Source organism: Acaryochloris marina S15 (assembly GCF_018336915.1).
Classification (GTDB): domain Bacteria; phylum Cyanobacteriota; class Cyanobacteriia; order Thermosynechococcales; family Thermosynechococcaceae; genus Acaryochloris; species Acaryochloris marina_A.
Genome location: NZ_CP064923.1, coordinates 366,238 through 385,893, shown reverse-complemented (window position 1 = coordinate 385,893; position 19,656 = coordinate 366,238). Strand labels below are relative to the sequence as shown.

The 19,656-nt window shown below is 44.9% G+C and carries 17 protein-coding genes; 14 read left to right on the top strand and 3 right to left on the bottom strand.

Features of this window, described 5'->3' with window-relative positions:
- The first annotated feature begins 112 nt into the window (after positions 1-112).
- Entirely contained in the window at positions 113-1,843 is a 1,731-nt protein-coding gene (locus I1H34_RS02470) for a M50 family metallopeptidase (protein ID WP_212664191.1), read from the top strand.
- A 15-nt stretch (positions 1,844-1,858) separates the two neighbouring features.
- Here the strand turns inward: I1H34_RS02470 and cimA are convergent, their stop codons facing one another.
- Positions 1,859-3,541: a citramalate synthase gene (cimA, locus tag I1H34_RS02465; RefSeq protein ID WP_212664190.1), complete on the bottom strand. Its 1,683-nt coding sequence runs from the start codon at positions 3,539-3,541 to the stop codon at positions 1,859-1,861.
- A gap of 114 nt (positions 3,542-3,655) precedes the next feature.
- A complete protein-coding gene (locus tag I1H34_RS02460) occupies positions 3,656-4,201 on the bottom strand; it encodes a late competence development ComFB family protein (RefSeq protein WP_212666105.1) in 546 nt (181 codons plus the stop codon).
- A 221-nt stretch (positions 4,202-4,422) separates the two neighbouring features.
- On the opposite strand from I1H34_RS02460, the gene I1H34_RS02455 reads away from it, so the two are divergent.
- Complete coding sequence (locus I1H34_RS02455) at positions 4,423-5,280, top strand: SDR family oxidoreductase (RefSeq protein WP_212664189.1); 858 nt, start codon at positions 4,423-4,425, stop codon at positions 5,278-5,280.
- A gap of 84 nt (positions 5,281-5,364) precedes the next feature.
- Positions 5,365-6,420, top strand: a complete 1,056-nt coding sequence (locus tag I1H34_RS02450) for an AI-2E family transporter (RefSeq protein WP_212664188.1) — start codon at positions 5,365-5,367, stop codon at positions 6,418-6,420.
- A gap of 10 nt (positions 6,421-6,430) precedes the next feature.
- Here I1H34_RS02450 and crtR read toward each other — a convergent pair whose 3' ends face one another.
- Positions 6,431-7,381, bottom strand: a complete 951-nt coding sequence (gene crtR / locus I1H34_RS02445) for a beta-carotene hydroxylase (RefSeq protein WP_212664187.1) — start codon at positions 7,379-7,381, stop codon at positions 6,431-6,433.
- A 260-nt stretch (positions 7,382-7,641) separates the two neighbouring features.
- Here crtR and I1H34_RS02440 point away from each other — a divergent pair, with 260 nt between their 5' ends.
- The 11 genes from I1H34_RS02440 to I1H34_RS02390 all read left to right on the top strand — a co-directional run bounded on the left by I1H34_RS02440 (position 7,642) and on the right by I1H34_RS02390 (position 19,632).
- Positions 7,642-8,469: a COP23 domain-containing protein gene (locus I1H34_RS02440; RefSeq protein WP_212664186.1), complete on the top strand. Its 828-nt coding sequence runs from the start codon at positions 7,642-7,644 to the stop codon at positions 8,467-8,469.
- Between the two features lie 208 nt (positions 8,470-8,677).
- Positions 8,678-9,280: a bis(5'-nucleosyl)-tetraphosphatase (symmetrical) YqeK gene (yqeK, locus tag I1H34_RS02435; RefSeq protein WP_212664185.1), complete on the top strand. Its 603-nt coding sequence runs from the start codon at positions 8,678-8,680 to the stop codon at positions 9,278-9,280.
- A 92-nt stretch (positions 9,281-9,372) separates the two neighbouring features.
- Complete coding sequence (gene rsfS / locus I1H34_RS02430) at positions 9,373-9,789, top strand: ribosome silencing factor (RefSeq protein WP_212664184.1); 417 nt, start codon at positions 9,373-9,375, stop codon at positions 9,787-9,789.
- 171 nt (positions 9,790-9,960) lie between these two features.
- On the top strand, positions 9,961-10,362 hold the full coding sequence (gene rplU, locus I1H34_RS02425; RefSeq protein WP_212664183.1) for a 50S ribosomal protein L21: 402 nt from the start codon (positions 9,961-9,963) through the stop codon (positions 10,360-10,362).
- Between the two features lie 49 nt (positions 10,363-10,411).
- Positions 10,412-10,666 carry a 50S ribosomal protein L27 gene (gene rpmA, locus I1H34_RS02420; RefSeq protein ID WP_212664182.1) on the top strand — a complete coding sequence of 85 codons (255 nt, stop codon included), beginning with the start codon at positions 10,412-10,414 and terminating at the stop codon, positions 10,664-10,666.
- 108 nt (positions 10,667-10,774) lie between these two features.
- On the top strand, positions 10,775-11,599 hold the full coding sequence (locus tag I1H34_RS02415) for an SAM hydrolase/SAM-dependent halogenase family protein (protein ID WP_212664181.1): 825 nt from the start codon (positions 10,775-10,777) through the stop codon (positions 11,597-11,599).
- Positions 11,600-11,734: 135 nt separating this feature from the next.
- Positions 11,735-12,412 (top strand): DUF2301 domain-containing membrane protein, encoded by a 678-nt coding sequence (locus I1H34_RS02410; protein ID WP_212664180.1) that lies wholly within the window; start codon positions 11,735-11,737, stop codon positions 12,410-12,412.
- A gap of 250 nt (positions 12,413-12,662) precedes the next feature.
- Entirely contained in the window at positions 12,663-12,806 is a 144-nt protein-coding gene (locus I1H34_RS02405) for a hypothetical protein (protein ID WP_010476813.1), read from the top strand.
- Positions 12,807-13,423: 617 nt separating this feature from the next.
- On the top strand, positions 13,424-15,106 hold the full coding sequence (locus tag I1H34_RS02400) for an IS1634 family transposase (protein ID WP_212661850.1): 1,683 nt from the start codon (positions 13,424-13,426) through the stop codon (positions 15,104-15,106).
- A gap of 936 nt (positions 15,107-16,042) precedes the next feature.
- Positions 16,043-17,989 carry a polysaccharide biosynthesis protein gene (locus I1H34_RS02395; protein ID WP_235107064.1) on the top strand — a complete coding sequence of 649 codons (1,947 nt, stop codon included), beginning with the start codon at positions 16,043-16,045 and terminating at the stop codon, positions 17,987-17,989.
- 308 nt (positions 17,990-18,297) lie between these two features.
- Positions 18,298-19,632, top strand: coding sequence for a nucleotide sugar dehydrogenase (locus tag I1H34_RS02390; RefSeq protein WP_212664179.1), 1,335 nt, complete (start codon positions 18,298-18,300; stop codon positions 19,630-19,632).
- Positions 19,633-19,656 lie beyond the last annotated feature (24 nt).

Below are 19,656 nucleotides of genomic sequence, written 5' to 3'. Positions count from 1 at the left end.
TTTGGGAACTATAACAATAGGCTAATTCTGAACAGTCAACGGGACTAATTGCGTTTCTCGCTCTGATTAGCTTCATTCCTGCTCCATATTCAAAACCAATACGCCTACTCTTATGCCAGCCACTTTACGCATAGATCGCCAATTCTGGGTGCAATGGATTCTGTGCAATTGTTTGGTATATGGCCTAGGTGCGGGCATACCAATATTACTCACGGAAGTTCAATCTACACCAAATTATGCGAGCAATATTGGCTATGCCGTAATACTTACGGAGTTATGGGTTGGAGTGACACAATGGCTGATGCTACGTCAAAAGTTTGCCATACCTGCAAAGTGGATTTGGTTGAGCTTTGTAGCATCTGTCGTCTCTTTTCAACCATACATTCTGGCTGCAGGTCAATTCTCTCCCTCACGTGCCATACCTCTCCTTGGCTTTTACCCAATCATCATCAGCCTTAGTCAGTGGTATGTTCTTCGTCAAAGGTTTCAGCCTGCATGGAGTTGGGTGCCAACAAGCTGTTTTGGATTAATATTTGGAGGATTACTAGGATTTTTTCTGGGCACTTATATCCATGTGTGGTGGAATATCACGTTTGGTTTATCTGCTCTAGTAGGTGGTTTGGCCTGTGGCTTAGTTTATGGAATCATTACAGCCTTTGATCTTCGCCATATCACTCAGCAAAAATACACTTCTCCAAAACCATCAGAGCCAGCGTCCAAGTATGACAATCCGCCAAATCACAAAACGTGGGTCGACTCTGTCATTATCTCCTTACCGCTGCTAGTCATTATGGGCGGGTGGTGGTGGTTATTACCGCCTGTACCTTCAACTGAACTCCCTTCCATTGTTAAACTATTCATTTTTCTAGGAATTTTCTATCTCTACCAATATTTCGCAATCTTCATCCATGAACTGGGCCATTACTTATTTGCATGGGCAAATGGTTCTAAACTCTACCGTTTCGCCATTGGACGGTTGATCCTTATTCAGACAGATCAGGGTCTAAAATTACGTCGATGCCGTCGACAACTTGCAGGAGGTTTTGCTGAGCCTATCCCGACATCACTACATCGATTAGACAGACAACTCTTTCTCCTGATTATGGGTGGACCTGCTGCCTCATTCTTATTATTTTGTTTCGGCACCCTTCCCTTACTATCACCCACTTTAATCCGTCACTCTCCTATCGTTTGGTGTTTGACCTTTATGTCTGACATCAGCTTACACATGGCTATTTTCAACACTATTCCAATTAAAATCGGTTACTTTTCAACCGATGGTCGTCGGATGCTCGACTTGGCAAAAAAAAATATCCCTGGTCAAAGGTTCTTGGCTGACTATCAATTCAACGCTTATCTGCTCCAAGGCATTCGCCCAAAAGATATCGATCCAGACCTAAAAACTCGATTATTGGCACTGCCCGAAAACTCTATGGATCATATTTCGGGCCTGATCATGGCCTATTACATGGCCTTAGATCAAGGTCAAATCCAACAGGCAGGAGATTATCTCGATCAGGCATTGAAAATCAATGCCTACTATCCTGAGCTCTTTCGTGCCTCTTTACTGCTGGAAGGGGCTTACTATGAAGCACATATTCGTCAGCATCCTGATGCAGCAAACCAATGGCTAGACCAAATCCAAGAAAAAATTTTGATTGCTCCTTCAACACTCCTCAGAACTGAAGCCGCGATACATCTAGCTGAAGGAGACAAAATATCTGCTCAGACCAAAGCTGAAGACAGTCTGGCCATCTTGCAAAAGCCTCAATTCTTGCCTGGTTTTACAGTGTTTGAACAAGATCGGCTTCAGATGCTCCTCCAAGACCTAGCCACCTCATAACCCCTAGACCAAACGTTAAACCGGAGCTGAATTTAAATCATTCAAAATAGTTCTAATGCCAATGGGACATTCATCCGAATCCTTCAAGCAAGGGCGCAGCAGTCCATATTCAATGCCTTCTGCCACAGCTTGATAGGAAGCCCCAATAATATTGGTGGACACCCCTACCGTAGTCCAACGATTCTGACCATCAGTCGATTCCACCAGTACACGGGTCTTCGCCGAAGTCCCTCGTTTACCATCCAAAATTCGGACTTTATAGTCCGTGAGCTGAAACTTAGCAATGCTGGGATAAACATCCACTAGGGCCTTCCTCAAGGCCGCATCTAAAGCGGATACCGGTCCATTGCCTTCTGCAGCCGTTAAAATTTCTTGAACACCGACTACCACTTTTACCGTTGCTAATGCAGTGCTGCTAAAGCCGCCTTGTTGACGAGATTCGAGAGAACCACAGTAGCAATGCACATCAAAGCCATGGAGTTCGAACAAGCTAGGTCGTTGTTCCAGCGCTTGTCTGAGCAGCAATTCAAAACTCGCTTCTGCCGCTTCAAATTGATACCCTTCATGCTCCAACTCCTTAAGCTGTTGAAGGAGCTGTCGACTCACCGGATTTTGCTTATCCAGGGCAATACCACAATGATTGGCCTTCTCCAGAACATTACTCAGGCCAGACTGCTCAGAAATCACAATCCGTCGCTGATTCCCCACCGTCTGGGGCTCAATATGTTCATAGGTTTGGGGATCTCGCTGTACTGCACTCACATGAATGCCCCCTTTATGAGCAAAGGCAGACAAACCCACAAATGGCGCATGATCATCAGGGGCAAGGTTGACTAGCTCACTAATTAAGCGGCTACTCGGCGTCAGTTCTGCTAGCTGCTCTGGTTCCACACAGCCATAGCCCAACTTCAACTGCAAATTGGGAATCAGAGTACAAAGATTGGCATTTCCACAGCGTTCTCCATAGCCATTAATTGTCCCTTGGACCATTTCAGCCCCTTGCTGAACCGCAGCTATTGCATTCGCGACAGCCGTACCCGAATCATTATGAGTATGAATCCCAATTTGGGTCGAACCCTGCAAATCCTGAATCACCTGCCTGACGGCCTGGACACTTTCAGCAACTTCATGGGGTAGTGTGCCGCCATTGGTGTCACACAACACAACCCACTTGGCCCCCGCCTGCACAGCGGCTTGAATCGTTTCTAGAGCATATTCCGGGTTGTGCTTATATCCATCAAACCAATGCTCTGCATCATAAATAACCTGTCGATCCTGCTGGCACAGATAGTTAATAGAATCAGCAATCATCACTAGGTTTTCACCCAGGGTGGTTTTAAGCCCAGCCGTAACGTGAAAATCCCAAGATTTGCCAAATAGGGTTATCCACCGCGTTTCTGCCGCTAAAATCGGTCGCAGGATTGGATCTTCTGCAGCCTGGCTCCCTGGACGACGGGTCGAACAAAACGCGACGACCTCAGCCTGGCGAAGGGGCAAAGTCTTTAATTTCTGAAAAAACTGTTCATCTTTCGGATTTGCCCCCGGCCACCCCCCTTCAATAAAGGGGATACCTAGCTTATCCAGCTGCTGAGCAATCGTTAATTTATCTTCAACAGATAGAGAAATACCTTCTCTTTGAGCACCGTCCCGCAGCGTTGTGTCGTAAATCCATAGGGGAGAACGGTGTTGAATATTCATGGGCAGAAATAGGCCAAAACTTCTGATTCAAAGCTCACGCTAGAATTAGATTGATTAATTCTAGAGCCTTAGCGTATCAGGGAAAGGCCGCATAATCCTGAAAGCAATCTTTATTTAGCTTTTGACAGGCTGCTCATAATCAGGGGCATAGGCTTGTAGCAAAGAGCTGACTTGACCCAGTAAATCTTTTTGATGATCGGACTCTAGCGCATGGCGATCAGGATAGAAGTCAGGCTGATCGAGGTTGCGGGAAATGGCGGTTTCAACTTGCTGAATGATCAGATCCAGAAGCTCTTGTCTCGCTCGTTGACGCTGATAGTTCGCCCCTTCTTCCGTTGTGGCATAGAGGGGTGGCAGACGGTTGAGGGCATAAGCCGCAATATCGCCCAAGTCCAAGGTGTGATCGCTAGTCGCTTCAATCTTGGATACACGGGTTATCGCTTCAGTCAGCACCAGTTCTTCCATGACATTGATGAACTGTTTACGAGGCACCGCCACCACTTGACCAGTGAGCAGAGCCCCCATCAAGCGATCAAGGGATTGATATTCTTCAACAGCTAGCTCGGAGGCATTATCACAGATCCGGCCAACTTCTGCTTCCATGGTGGGAGTCAGATAGCCGTTTCTCATTGCCTGTTCAACAATTTCACCAATAGTCATCGTTGCAGTCATCTTCTGTGCAATTTCTAGTTGAAGTCTTGCTCTTAGTCTGCCCAGATTTTTACACAAACACAAAGCAATGTTTAAATCTAAGAGACGATTCTTGAGAGAAAAAGTCTATGTTTAACATTACGTAACTACGAGCCACTCCCAAGAGGCCAATTGTTAATCTCTTAAGCCACTCGTTCTTAGGATATTCGTCTCCCCATCAGAGAGCATGTATGACTGATATGAAAGTACTCATTCTAGGTTGTGGATATACAGGACTGCGATTAGCAGACCGGCTGACCCAAGATAACATTAGGGTTCATGTTACCAATCGAAAGGGTGATCTTGCCGGGCAATATGCTTTTCCTTTTGCCCATTCCCCAGATACCGGTCCTGTCTTACTCCCTGCCGCTGCCTATGAGGGCATTACACATGTCCTAAGTAGCATCCCTCCTGATAAACAAGGCCATGATCCCGTCGCGATGCACCTGCTTTCAACCTTAGAAAAGCTACCCTTACAGTGGTTTGGTTACCTTTCTACCACTGGTGTCTACGGCGATTCCCAGGGCGCATGGGTGGATGAAGCGAGTCCTGTCAATCCTAAGTCGGTGCGATCGCAAAACCGTGTCAACGCCGAAACCCAATTTTTACAGTCTTCACTCCCCACCCACATTTTCCGTCTACCAGGGATTTACGGCCCAGGTCGAAGTATCCTAGATCGCCTTAGAAATGGCACAGCTCGCAATATCTCCAAACCCGGACATGTTTTCAGCCGTATTCATGTGGATGACATCGTTCAGACCGTCTTTAAATCAATGCAGCATCCCCAACCCGACTCCATCTATAACGTGGCGGATGATCTCCCTTCAGAACCCATTACTTTAATTGAAGAGGGCAGCCGATTACTCGGCATTACACCCCCACCTGCGTTAGCCTATGGCGATGTCCAGATGAGTCCAATGGCTCAGTCTTTTTGGCAAGAATGCCGACGTGTCAGCAATGCCAAAATCAAAACAGACTTAGGGATACAGTTACTCCACCCCTCCTACCGAGAAGGATTGCAGTCCATACAACTGCTGGAAGCGCTCTAAGATTCAACCGATGTCTTTTATGTAGGATTTAACGACTTCTCAGCCTATCGTGCAATAGTTGAGTAGATCGTCCTGCTGTTCTCTATGCCTGCTCCCTATCGCAAATACTTTTTGAATCGCTTAACGAACTCTGTTCTAGTTCGTTTTTTGCTCTTATTTGCTGCAAGCTGGGCCACATTGCAAGTCTTTGCTTATTTTCAGGGCATTCTACTGATTTTTATCTTTGCCGCAATCCTGGCATTTCTGCTCAACTATCCAACCCAATGGTTACGAAGATTTCTACCTCATGGAGTCGCCGCCACTGTTGTATTTATGGTGGGATTGCTACTGCTGTTTGGGCTCTTGATTACTGTCCTATTTGCGGTTCTATCCCAGGGTCAAGAGCTCGTCAATAGCGTCACTGAATTCTTGAACGCAATGGAACAGTTAAGTCGTGAAGCCGAACAAATATTGGCCGCTCGCGATGTCCAGATTGATTTTGGCGCGATTGAAGCTAAGTTCCGAGACCAGGTCATCGAAAGCATTGGCTCTAGTGTCGGGGTGATTCAAGGCATCGTTAACAACTTAATCGACCTCATCCTGATCGCAGTCGTTAGCTTTTTTATGCTGCTAGATGGCGGTCGCATTTGGAAATGGTTGCTCAGAGGGCTCCCAAAAGCCTCCCGTGCCCGATTCACGCTAGCCATGAAACGCAATTTTCTAGGTTTCTTCTGGGGACGCTTTTTATTGGCGTTATTTTTCGCAGTATCCAGCTTTTTTGTCTTTTTGAGTCTGGGCGTCCCAGTCCCCCTAATTTTGGCGGTCGTTGCTGGCGTCTTTGATATGATTCCAGGCATTGGGGCAACGATAGGGATTGGGGCAATTTCCCTAGTTCTCTTACCTCAAGGGTTATGGAGGGCCATGCAGATCCTGATCGCTTGCATTGTCCTGCAACAAATCGAAGAGAATATTTTGATGCCCCGAGTCATGCAGAACTCACTACAGATGAACCCGGTTGTCCTATTTTTTGCTTTGTTAATCGGGAGCCGATTAGCAGGACTAGTGGGTTTATTTTTGTCGATCCCCATCGCTGGGGTTCTACTGAGTCTCTTGGAAGGTGAAGAGGATGATGATAAAGACTTTTTTGGTGAAATTTCTTAAGTTCTCAGAACTATACAGATTCCACTAACTGGAGTTCTGATTCTGTCTGTGTAGCGTCAACCATTCCTTCCAATGCTTCAGTCGAAACCGTATGTTCAAATCGAACCCCTAAGAAGAAGTCATAAACAAATCCTAGAAATCCTTTGCGCTGGAAAATGCCAATTCGTTGATGGCAGTTTTTCTCGTCCAGTAGGGGCCTGACTGCATGATAAGCAGGTTCACACTTATACCAGGGAATAGAAGGCCATAGGTGATGGATTAGATGGTAGTTTTGCCCCAGAATCAACACGTTCAAGACGGGGTTGGCATAAACTCGGGCATTGCGCCATCGATTACGTTCATGAAATGGGCGATGGGGGAAATAGTCAAAAAAGAATCCTAGAGTCGTTCCCACAATGAGTGCTGGCACAAACCAGAAATTCAGCACGTAGTGTATAAAGCCAAATTTACAAGCACAGACAATCAAGGTAACAAGATATAGGCGGCTTAAGAACCATTCTAGAAGCTCAAACTTACGCCATAGGCGACGTTTAAAGAAAAAGACCTCATGGTAGAAAAAGCGGGGCGCAATCAGCCACAGGGGGCCACCTGTTGACACGTAGTGATCGGGATCGTTATCAGGATCGTTGACAGCAGCATGGTGCTGAAGATGGACTCGCGTAAATACCGGAAACGCAAACCCTAAGATCAATGCACTGCCATGACCTAAAGCAGCATTAACAATGCGATTGTGGTGAGCCACTTTATGACAGGCATCATGAATGACTGTGCCGGCAAAATGCAGGGCTAAGGTATTTGCCACAAAAGTGCACCAACCTGGCAAAGACAGCTGGTAGTGAGCGTAGGTCGACCCTAGCAAAAGTGCTAATGCACCAAAGAACAACAGCAGGGTTGGATTGAATGATCCGGGCGGGCCAAGAAAATGGAATGGGACCGACTTGGGCGTTACCTTTGCTGTCATGTAAGGGCTATCCTTGCTCCGGTGGAATCGATCGTTAGAAGTATACGACAATTACAATAATTAATAAAGTTTTGTGACATTCCCTGATGCTGGGTGGAACATTGTCACCATCCAATGGTCATTACGGGATATATCAAGTTTTACATCAAAAATCTGAAGCAATGTTGTCATCGCTATTGATTCAGATTACCCACGTTCGTGTTTTTGGGCTCCAGAAGATCTGGATGTCCTTGTTTTAAGGAATTTTGAGGTGCACTCCTATGGCGACTTTGAGGGTTGATCAACGCGCAATTCGCATCGCAGCCCACTCTAGTTTGGGGATTGCGATCGCACTCCTCAGTACCGGGTTAAATCCCAGTCTGGCTCAAGACAGCTCAGTCGACGATATCCCTGAAGTTGATCCCGATACCAGCGGGCGAGTCGATCCCGACAACTCAGACGCAGATATCCCGACTGACACTCCAGATATTACCTCTAGCACTCGCTTTTTCTGCCAATATACCGGCGGTGACTATACCGTCATGTACAACCCCAAAAGCCGTCCTAATGAAGCATTTGCTTGGGCAGTGCCGGCTGAAATGGGAGGAGGTTGGACCCCCGAACTTCGTTGCCAAGAAATTGCCCGACGATTAGAAGAATATCGTCCTGACGGTTTGCTGGAGCTACAAACGGGAACAGAGAATGGCTATAACACCGTTTGTGCCACATCCGAAGCAGATCAAAGCTGCCGCATCGTATTCACTGTTCCTCGGGGGCAAGATGCAACCACAACTCGCAATGCCGTGTTTGATAATCTAACCGTTGCCAACAGTGGCGAAGCCACTCAAGGGGTCAATACTTTCGCTGGCAATGGCGGCAATGATTCCTTAGGACAAATTGTTAATATTGGTCGCTCACTCTTTGGCAAACGGAATCGTCCCCAAAGTGGCGCACAGTTTAGGGCAGGGATGAATCTCAGACCTCATCTTGACCCCACAGATGGGGGCACCGGCAAAGCCTTCCGTAAAGGAGTACCCATCACAAAACAGCAGAATCGCACCCGAAACAACAGCAAAGGATTGAAATTACAGCCCGATCAATTCCGCTAAGCCACACAATGACTTGAGTTTGAGAGTGCATCAACCTCTCTAGACAAATATTTGACGAGCCTTGGTATAACTACCAAGGCTTTTTCGCTACAGCCCCACTCTCCAATTAGGATTGAAATGAGGTGAATTTTCTATAGGTTCAATATGATTGGGTCCGCCAGGACTATGATCCTGAATCAAGTTTGATATAAGCCATTGATCTGAAACCATGACATCCGTGAAACCTCATCTTGCTCCTTGGGACAGAAATAATGTTCTCCAATGGCTCAGGAAGAATGTCCCAGAGATCCGAATTCAACATATTCTGAGAGTCGAAACCATGGCCCGAGACTTGGCTCAGCGGCATCAGCTGGATCAAGAACAAGCCGCAAGGGCAGGTCTAATGCATGATTTGGCAAAGTATTTCCCTCCAAAGCAACTCTTGGAGCTTGCCCAAAAACACCAGCTTCCCATTGATTCTATTGACGAAGCCAATCCTCACTTGTTACATGCCCAAGTCAGTGCTGTAGTAGCCCAAGAAACCTTTGGTATTAAAGATTCTGACATTCTAGCTGCCATCAGCAACCATACCCTGGGTCAGCCCCAGATGAGCGATTTGAGCTGTGTGATCTTTCTCGCCGATAGTTTAGAACCAGGACGGGGCGATCGGCCCAAAGTACAGGTCGCCCGCGAGATGAGTTACCAGAATCTTCACCATGCCGTAGCACTAGTCTGTGATCTAACTCTGAAACACTTAGTGAAAACCCAACGACTAATTCACCCTCGTATGGTACTCACTCGAAATTGGGCTTGGCTGGAAATTCAATCATAAAGACACATCATCTTGAGGTTCAGCAATCTTGACATTCAACTCAAATTTCCTAAGTTAAGGTGTAGAAGATAGCTCTATAACTTTTCAATCTTTTGGTTTCTCATTCTTCTGGACAACCAACCCTGAATACTCCCTTATCCAATTCGCAAGACCTAGCCCAAACCTTAGCTTTATGTTTGGCTGAATCAGCTGATGACCGCAAAGGTAGCGACATTGTGGTGTTGCAGGTTGCGGATGTCTCTTTTATTGCCGATTATTTTGTGATCGTCACGGGCTTTTCTCGCACCCAGGTCAGAGCGATTACTGACTCCATGGAGAAATCTGCGGAAGACAGTTGCAATAGGCTCCCCATTCGTCAAGAAGGGAAAGCTGAAGGTACATGGGTCTTGCTAGACTATGGCGACGTGATTTCGCATGTGCTAATGCCAGAACAGCGGGAATACTATGATTTAGAGGCATTTTGGGGACATGCAGAACGCCTGCCCTTATCCTTTCACCCCCCCCTCTGAGTGACTAAGGTTGTCTTTGCGATTAGCAGTTGACAATCTACCCTAAAATTTTGAATACTAGATATTCGGCATACTTTTGTTCAGCTCGGATCAGGTCCATGCCCTAAACGCTGATGCTCAAGCACAGAAAGAGGATCAGATACCTGTACGGCTTATTGAGGCTCAAATCAAATGACTTTTGCAATTATCGAAGCGGGTGGAAAACAGTTAAAAGTTGAACCTGGTCGATTTTATGACGTTGATCGTCTAGCAAACGATGCAGATACAAAGCTATCCCTTGACCAAGTGTTACTCGTCCATGATGGAAACGAGGTCACAGTTGGTCAGCCCTTAGTCAAAGGGGCCACCGTTGAAGTGACGGTGATGCAGCATCGCCGAGATCGCAAGATTATCGTTTACAAGATGCAGCCTAAGAAGAAAACGCGAAAGAAGCGTGGGCATCGTCAAGAATTGACCCGATTAATGGTGGATGCAATTCACCTAGATGGCAAAGCCATTGGCGAAACAAAAGCCAAGAAATCCAAAACTAGTGAAGAAGCAGTGGCTGTTGAAGCAGAAGTCGTTGCAGACTAGTCATTCCCAATAATCTCAAATCTTACCCTGAAGCATTCACGAGGAAATTATGGCTCATAAGAAAGGAACTGGTAGTACCCGCAACGGACGGGACTCTAACTCTCAGCGTTTAGGAGTTAAGCGCTACGGCGGTGAAGTGGTCCGTGCAGGCAACATCATTATTCGCCAACGAGGCACCAAGGTTCATCCTGGTAACAATGTTGGTCGCGGTAGTGACGACACTTTATTTGCCACAGTTGATGGCGTTGTGACCTTTGAGCGCAAAGGTAAATCCCGCAAAAAAGTCAGCGTCTATCCCGCATAGAGCTGCACTCTCTAACACACTTGTAGAATTTAATAAACGAGCTGTTCACTTTTCTGTAGCAGCTCGTTTTTGCATATATCCAAGGCTCTCCTATCCTTATCCAGGGAAATGTTATATCCACCTCGCCAGCCAATTTCGTCGTCAACACCAATAATCACTCTCCTCACAGACTTTGGCCTAGAAGACGTCTATGTCGGCATCATGAAAGGCGTTATCGCTGGCATTCATCCCCAGGCTCACATCATTGATTTAACCCATCAAGTCCCCCCTCACAATATTGCTTTTGGTAGTTTCCAGCTCGGCAATGCCTATCAACATTTCCCGCCAGGCACAATCCATGTTGCAGTCGTTGACCCAGGCGTAGGTAGCCATCGACGAGCCATTGCTATCCAAATGCCTTCAAGCATACTCATTGGCCCGGACAATGGCTTATTTAGCCATGTACTGATGTATGACGATGCGATCTCAGTCGTTGAACTGACGAACAGCCAATATTGGTACTCAAAACAACCTAGCAACACCTTCCATGGCAGAGATATTTTTGCTCCAGCCGCTGCTTATTTAGCTCAAGGTCTATCCCTTCAAGCCCTGGGCCCCACGCTATCCGTTTCGTCACTGGCAACTCTACCTAATCTTTATGCCTGGGAACCCACTCACAATGGGGGCACAGGCAATATTCAAGCTATTGACTATTTCGGCAATATAATTACCAACATTCCGGCAAGCGAGATTCAAAACTCCTCTTGGAGCCTACAGATTGGTCAGCATCGCATTCACAGTGCAACCTCTTACACTACGGCTGCAGATCATCCAACCTTAAAAGCACTGATTGGTAGCCATGGATGGCTTGAAATAGCCCTCCCCAAGGGATCCGCGCATCAAATCTTGAATAGCAAGGTAGGGGATCAGGTACAGCTCCACCTCAATCAGTAATTCTTGCCACCGACAGTTCCCTCAGTTGAACTCAAAAGCCCCAATAACAGACACCCGCTACAATAGTCGATTAAGTCATCCAAACGTACTGATAAAAAACTTTGAATACTAACCTCAGTAGTCAGGAGTTAACATATGTTTTCTGTCCTTGAAGCAACCTCAGACATTTATCAAGGCCACTTTGGGGAATTTACGATTTCTAAAGACGATCGGACAGAAGTCGTAATTTATCGTGGAGCACTGCTAATTGCAGCTTCTAGCTTTGCCCTCGGATCTATCCTGTTTCTACTTTTAGGCCCTCAACCTTATGTTTTGTCATGGCTGACGAGTTTATTTATGTGCTTTGCGGTGGCAATCGGGGTTAGTTTAGCCACCATTCACATCTACATGAGTGTCTTACATCGAACCCTACAGATTTTTTGGGCTATTGGCTTTTCAGTTGCAATCTATATTGCCATCACACAAGCCTCTCCCCTCATCTCTAGCATTTATACTCAGCCACTCCATCTCTTTGGTGTAGGCTGGCTATTTGTTGCACTCACTGGAGTGTTCTTTAAAGAAGCCTTTTGCTTCAATCATGGAGAGACCAAGCTGCTGACCGGTGTTGTTCCTATATTGCTATTGGGACATTGGCTCAACTGGCTACCTCTCATGGGTGAAAAAGTACTGTTAGGTTCTTGGGCAGTACTTTTTATGATTTTTGCATCTAGGAAAATTGTGAAGCCCATTCCTCCAGATATTGGTGACAAAAGCGTATTTGAGTACTTACATAACAAACAAAGGTCTATTCAACTAGAAACTAACAGCGACTAAGAATGCTGTTAATCAATCAACAAACCGGATATATCACTAAATGTCAATATAGTCAAAAACATAAAGATAGATTGACAGATTTTGAAGAAACCTGGACAATCTATCTTTATCACTCAAATCCAGCATCTGACGCATACTACTATGTTTCTATGATCCTGCTTTGAACTGCACAAGTTGCAAATTCAACGTAGTCTTGATACAAGTAAGTGGCTCTTTTTTATCAATTCCACTGTGAGGAGTTAAGAAACAAATGAAAATCAAACTAACCGCTTTAGCCGTTCTACTTGGCTTTTCAACCCTTTTGGGTGCCTGCTCAGATAGCGCATCTGAGTCTCCTAGCCCCGAGGCTTCTCCCGAAGCTGAAGCTTCCCCTGAAGCTTCACCTGCTGAGTAAGATCTAGCAGTTTGCAAGTCAGCATTGTCCTGTAATCTGGTTATCACTTACCGGATCTAAGTGTTCCTCGCAGGCAAGTCGGCTCAAACAGCTTGGCAGTAAATTTTGATCGAAAGTCTAACAGTTGGACAGCTCTAAAATCCTACTTAAAAATTTGAGTGTTTATTCTTCTCAAATTGATTATGGATCCCTACACTGTCCAACTAATACTCTTTCAAATTTGATGAAGAGGCGCTAGTATCGACAAATACTAGCGCCTCTTTGGCTGTCAATACGTGCCTACCCTTCTGAGAAGGCTTGATTACTGGCCCCAGGCTGGCATTCTGACAAGCTTTTTGATAGATATTTGCCCAGCTAACTGTTAATCTCTAGCTCTTGCACATCTTTATAGATATCATTTTCACTAGCTCAAGCATTGTGAAAGCCAGAATATCTCTAAGACCAAGAAATCAACAAATCATAGTGTCAGACTTCCCTTCCAGGCAAATGCAGCAGATTTAGATTCGAGGATGAGTTGGGATCTTCTAAGTAGAGGTAGGTCATCCGATATAGATCCGACATTCAGCAGGTACTAACCATCAAGGGATAATTTTGAGGTTGTCTCTCAACGCAAGTCCATGTATTCACCTCAAGAGATAGACGTTCAGGATATTGACCATCTCGGTATTATTGCCGGTATCGTCGATGAGATCGGCATTGTCGAAATAGTGGATCGATTATTAGGTACTCACGAGCAAGAGAATGTTAGTTGTGGTCAAGTTGTCAAAGCCCTGATTCTAAATGGTATGGGCTTTTTGAGTGCTCCATTGTACTTATTTAGTGAGTTTTTCGAAAGCAAAGCAACCGAGCACTTACTCGGTCAAGGTGTACTGCCAGAGCACCTCAACGATACCCGTATCGGTCGAGTCCTCGACAAGCTCTATGCCTATGGTGTGACCCAGATATTTATCCATGTGGCAATGGCAGTCGTTCAGAAATTCGATGTAGCTCTAAGGTGTGCGCATCTAGATGCGACAAGCCTTAGTGTTGAGGGGCAATACTTAGATAAACCACAGGTTGAGGCGTCAGACGAATCCCCCTCTGCACCTGAGTCCCCCTCCCCTGCACTGGCTGAATCAGAGGAGCCGATACCCGTGAAAATCACCTACGGCTACTCACGGGACAATCGTCGTGATCTCAAGCAGTTTGTATTGAACCTACTGGTGAGTGGGGACGGGGGTATTCCTTTATTTTTACAAGTGGGCAACGGTAATGATGCGGACAAAAGTACGTTTGTGCCTATCATCCATGAATTTAAGCAACAGTGGAGTCAGCAACAGCCAGAGGTGATTGTTGCTGATAGTGCCCTCTACAGTGCCGACAATCTGCAAGCATTAGGAAGTACATCTTGGATTAGCCGAGTTCCAGCAAGTTCAACGGCAGCCCAAGACTTATTACAAGGGCTGCCGGGTTCACAGTTTCACCCCAGTGCTCTCAACGGCTATAGCTTTGTCGAAGTATGTAGTACCTATGGAGAGATTCAACAACGGTGGCTGGTGGTTGAAAGTAAAGCTCGCAGAGACTCTGGACTCAAACAAGTGCAAAAGCGGATTGATCAGGCGTTTAGCCAAAAAACTACTGCACTTAAAACCCTCTGCAAACAGACCTTCTTGTGCCCTGCAGATGCTTTAGCTGCAGCCCAAGATTTTGGCAAAATCCTCAGGTATCACACCCTTGACGATCTCAAAATCCACAAAAAACCTCATTATTCAAAGGCTGGACGACCGACAAAAGCAACGGTTGTGACTCACTACACCTATTCTATTGAGGCTACCTTAACCCTCAATGAGCCAGTCATCGAACGCTATCGGCGGCAAGCAGGTCGTTTCATCTTAGCCACCAATCTCTTGGAACAAGAGCAATGGAGCAATGATGATATTCTGCGCGAGTATAAGAACCAGCAGGCGTGTGAAGGAGGCTTTCGCTTTATCAAAGATCCACTCTTCTTTGCCTCTAGTGTTTTCCTGAAGACACCTCGGCGTATCGCTGCCTTAGCCATGATCATGGCCTTGTGTTTGATGGTCTACAGCTTAGGACAACGACAGTTAAGAAATGCACTAGAACAAGTACAAACAACTCTCCCTAATCAGAAGGGGAAACAAACTATGAAACCTACGTTACGTTGGATTCTCCAATGCTTTCAGGCCGTCCATTTAGTTTGGCTTGATGGTGCCAAGCATCTCATCAAGCTCAACAGCAGGCAGCAACTTATCTTGCCGTTCCTTGGGAAGGGCTGTAAAAAATATTATCTGCTCTGCTAGCTAGCCTGCTGAATGTAGGATAGATATAATCCCTCCAAAATTGCAAGACGAAATCTTCTTGCTTCATCAACACCCAACTATTCATCAGCAAGATGAGTCGTGGCTTGGAGATTAACTAATAGGCCAAAGTTGAGAGATTCCTGCTTACTCCCTTTCCGTTTCAAGATTGTATATGACTAGCAGCTCAAAAACATTCATCATGCAAAGATTATGCAAGTTGGCCACCCTATTCATTCTTTTGTCGGGATAGGAGTAAGTGCAATTAAAATAACATTAAAAATGATTTGGTATTTTCAATAGACTGAGACACGTGTTTGGGGTGAGATAAAACCATGCAGGATAATGTAGCTATAGCTCAAAATATATTTTTAATACGCTAGCTATTCATTTTATTCTCAACTTAACTCTGGCAAACCATAAATAACCATCATGCGATTATGATTATCTCGGTAAATTAATTCTGATTAAATATATGAGTGTTATAGGTAACCCGTATTGCACTGCAGTAGTTGCAAGCCCTTCAACTTTTAAATCAATCTAGTTTCTGAGGTACTCTTTTATATCAACAAGCTGATACTCATTGGTGGGCTTATGTTCTCATATATGATTGACCATTCTCAAGTGGTTTCGTTGAAAAAATATTCTCTATATATTTCTAAATCTAATTGCATTGATAGAGTTATTTTATGCATTTAGTTTCATCTAGATTTACTTATCTACCTCCTTCAATCACAGCTTCAGTTTAGTCAGCCGAGCCATTGTATTGTCCTGAGAAAAATAATTAAGAATCCAGTATAATCTTTGTGAACTTTTATATTCAGGAGAGAATAGCTTTTTGCCCAAAGTAGCCTCGAAAATGCACTACAAGAAACCCATCGCCTTAATATTCAGTCTACTGAAGTAGCACCGAGACTTTCCCTCTTAAGGTTTACCTCAATGATCGATAGGTTAGGAAATTACTGCCTGCATCTCAGAAATCGCCACTTTTTGCTTGTTGATGTCATTGCCTTTTCATTTATCCCACTTTTTGCCTTGAGCTTGCGCTTAGATAGCGCACTGGGATTTATCCTGACTTTTGAACGATACCAAGCCGATTTACTACTGGTCACCTTGTTATTTATGGTGATTAAGCTAACTGTTTTTTTATCGGGTGGTTTTTACAAACATTACTGGCGTTATGCAAGCATTGATGAGCTGAGTAATGTTGCTGTACTTACAGGCTCATCGGTTATTTTGCAGACTTTAGCGTTTGCAGTTCTAAAATCGCTTTCCATTTTATCTTTGCCACGATCTTTGCCATTTCTTGACGGTCTGCTCACCTTATTGATCATTGGCGGTATAAGGTTTAGTGTCCGGGCTATAGAACGGAGAAAGCGCCAAAATGAAACATCTGAACGCAGAGACTTGAGGAAGCGAGCATTAGTTGTAGGAGCGGGCAATGCAGGAGTTGCGCTCGTCCAGGAGCTGGAACGAAGCCCCCATATTGGATTACTGCCTATCGCTTTTGTCGATGACAACCCTGCCAAATTAAATTTGAGGATCCGAGGATTACCAGTCGTTGGGAATCGGAATGTTATCCCAGATACTATTAAATCTTGGCATATTCAGACTGTGATTATTGCCATGCCCTCTCTATCAGGCCAAAACCTACGAGATATCGTTGCATTGTGTCAGATGACTGGGGTTGAGACTTTAACCTTACCCGCGTTACAAGATGTGTTAGTAGGTCAGCACGACTTACAAAATAGCATTCGAGAAGTGCAGATTGAAGATCTTCTCCGTCGTGCCCCTATCCAGACAGATATACAAGGAGTTCGCCAGCTCCTTAGGGGTCGACGAGTATTAGTGACTGGAGCCGGCGGATCTATTGGCAGCGAACTCTGTCGACAAATTTTGCGCTGTGCACCGTCAGAACTTATTTTGCTGGGACATGGAGAAAACTCTGTGTTTCAGATACAGCAAGAACTTCTTCAATATCAGGCTGCATACCAAAATCATCAAGGCATTGCAGAAACTGATGTATCAATGCCTAAGCTTAGACCTTTTATTGCAGATCTGAGACACCCTTCTCGCTTACGATTTGCCTTTGAAGAGTATCAGCCAGAAGTCGTATTTCATGCGGCAGCCCACAAGCATGTGCCTCTGATGGAAAATAATGCGCCTGAAGCTATCACCAATAATGTCTTAGGGACCAAAGCATTAACTGATTTGGCAGTTGAATTTGGTGTGCAGCATTTTGTCATGATTTCTACGGACAAAGCCGTCAACCCTACCAATGTGATGGGAGCTAGCAAGCGTATTGCTGAGATGATCGTGCTAAAAGCAGCCCAAACCAGCGGACTTCCCTTTGTCGTAGTTCGATTTGGTAATGTTCTGGGAAGTAGAGGGAGTGTGATTCCCACATTCAAACGACAGATTGCGGCTGGTGGACCTGTCACAGTCACTCACCCAGACATCTGTCGATATTTTATGACTATCCCAGAAGCAGTTCAATTAGTCCTCCAAGCAGTGGTTATGAGCCCTGGTGGGGAGATATTGATGCTGAATATGGGTGAACCTGTAAAAATCGTAGATTTAGCGAAGGATCTTATTTGCCTATCGGGTTACCAGGTCGGAAAGGATATAGAAATCTCTTACACAGGTTTGCGGCCAGGCGAAAAACTTTTTGAAGAGTTATTTCTGCCCGATGAAGAGTATCGAAAGACTGGACATGAAAAGTTGCTAGTGGTCAAAAACGCTAGCAAAAATATTCCCAGCCACCTATTGCAAAGTGTTGCTGATCTACTACAATCTGCATCTATTAACGATTCAATGGAAATTCGGTCTTTACTCCAGAAGTTAGTACCTGGATATCAAACCAAAATGCCTGTTTCTCCTCGTTAGTATTATTTCTGTAGATGTCGACGGATCAACTGGAAAGTAATTAATGGTTCAGGGTCCATAAGCCACAGGGAACTTATAAGGTCATTAGGCGTTCATCACGATATGAAAACGTTGTAGACCATGCCCTCTACTTTGAGCTCTTTGAAATCATGTGGTTCTTAGCTATCAAGTAAGCTAAAACCTCACTAATGTGATGTCTAGAGGACTTACCACAGAGAATGTATCAATATCGTTATGTGATATAAACACTTGAATGAGCATCTGCCTAGAATTTTACAATGAGTTCCTTCTAGAGTCATTTCCCCATCGTGTCTGATAATTTATTTAATCACTTAAAAACAAAAATTCTTGACCGTACAGCAGTTGTTGGAGTAATAGGTCTGGGGTATGTAGGGTTACCATTTGCTGTCGAAAAGGCCAAAGTAGGATTTCATGTGATTGGGATAGAACAGAATCCTGATCGTGCCGATGCTGTGAATGCAGCTAAGAATTACATTAATGATGTTGATTCTGATGAGTTAGCAGCAGTAGTTGCCAGCGGTAAGCTCAAGGCCATCTGTGGCTTTGATAAGGTTTCACACATGGATGTATTAGTAATTTGTGTGCCAACACCGTTGTCAAAAAATATGACTCCAAACCTCTCCTATATCGAGAGTGTGACCCAGGGAATAGCGCCAGAGTTGCGCTCAGGTCAATTAATTACCCTAGAATCAACGACTTACCCTGGAACGACAGATGAAGTTATTAAACCTGTATTGGAGGCTAGCGGTTTAAAGCAGGGTCAAGATTTTTTCTTAGGCCACTCGCCTGAACGTGTTGATCCAGGCAACCAACGTTATACCACTAAGAATACCAATAAGGTTGTTGGTGCATCTGACCCTGTTTCTCTAGAAATCGCCACCCTTTTTTATCAGCAAACCATTGATCACGTAGTTCCCGTTAGTAGTGCGAAAGCTGCTGAGCTAGTCAAAGTTTTTGAGAATACCTTTAGGGCGGTCAATATTGCCCTAGTCAATGAATTGGCTATGCTATGTGATCGCATGGATCTAAATGTTTGGGAAGTACTGGATGCCGCTAACACCAAGCCTTTTGGAATTATGCCCTTCTATCCCGGGCCAGGCGTTGGTGGGCACTGTATTCCCATTGATCCACATTATCTTGAGTGGAAGGCTAAGGAGTTTAATTTTGAAACTCACTTCATTGCTTTAGCCGGAGAAATCAATCGGCGGATGCCCGAATTTGTCAGAGAAAAAACCCTACGCACCTTGAATCATATAGGAATAGCCCCATCAAAAGCGAAGGTGCTAATTATGGGGGTTTCATATAAAAAAGACTTAGGAGATTGGCGTGAATCTCCTTCTATTGACATCGTTAAACTCCTTCTACGGGATCACGTGAACTTGGATTATCATGATCCCTTTGTGCCAGTGATCACTATTGAAGGGCATCAGATGCAATCTATTGATCTAGAAAACACAACCTTGAGTCAGTATGATCTAGTGATTATTGCTACAGACCATTCAGCTGTTGACTATGCTCAGTTAGTAGATCAATCAACGGCAATACTAGATACTCGTGGAATTACCCGCAAATTACCGGACGCACAATCTGCTTCATATCAGTCTAAAATCACACTGCTCTAGATCCATTTAGAATTCGTTAGTCTC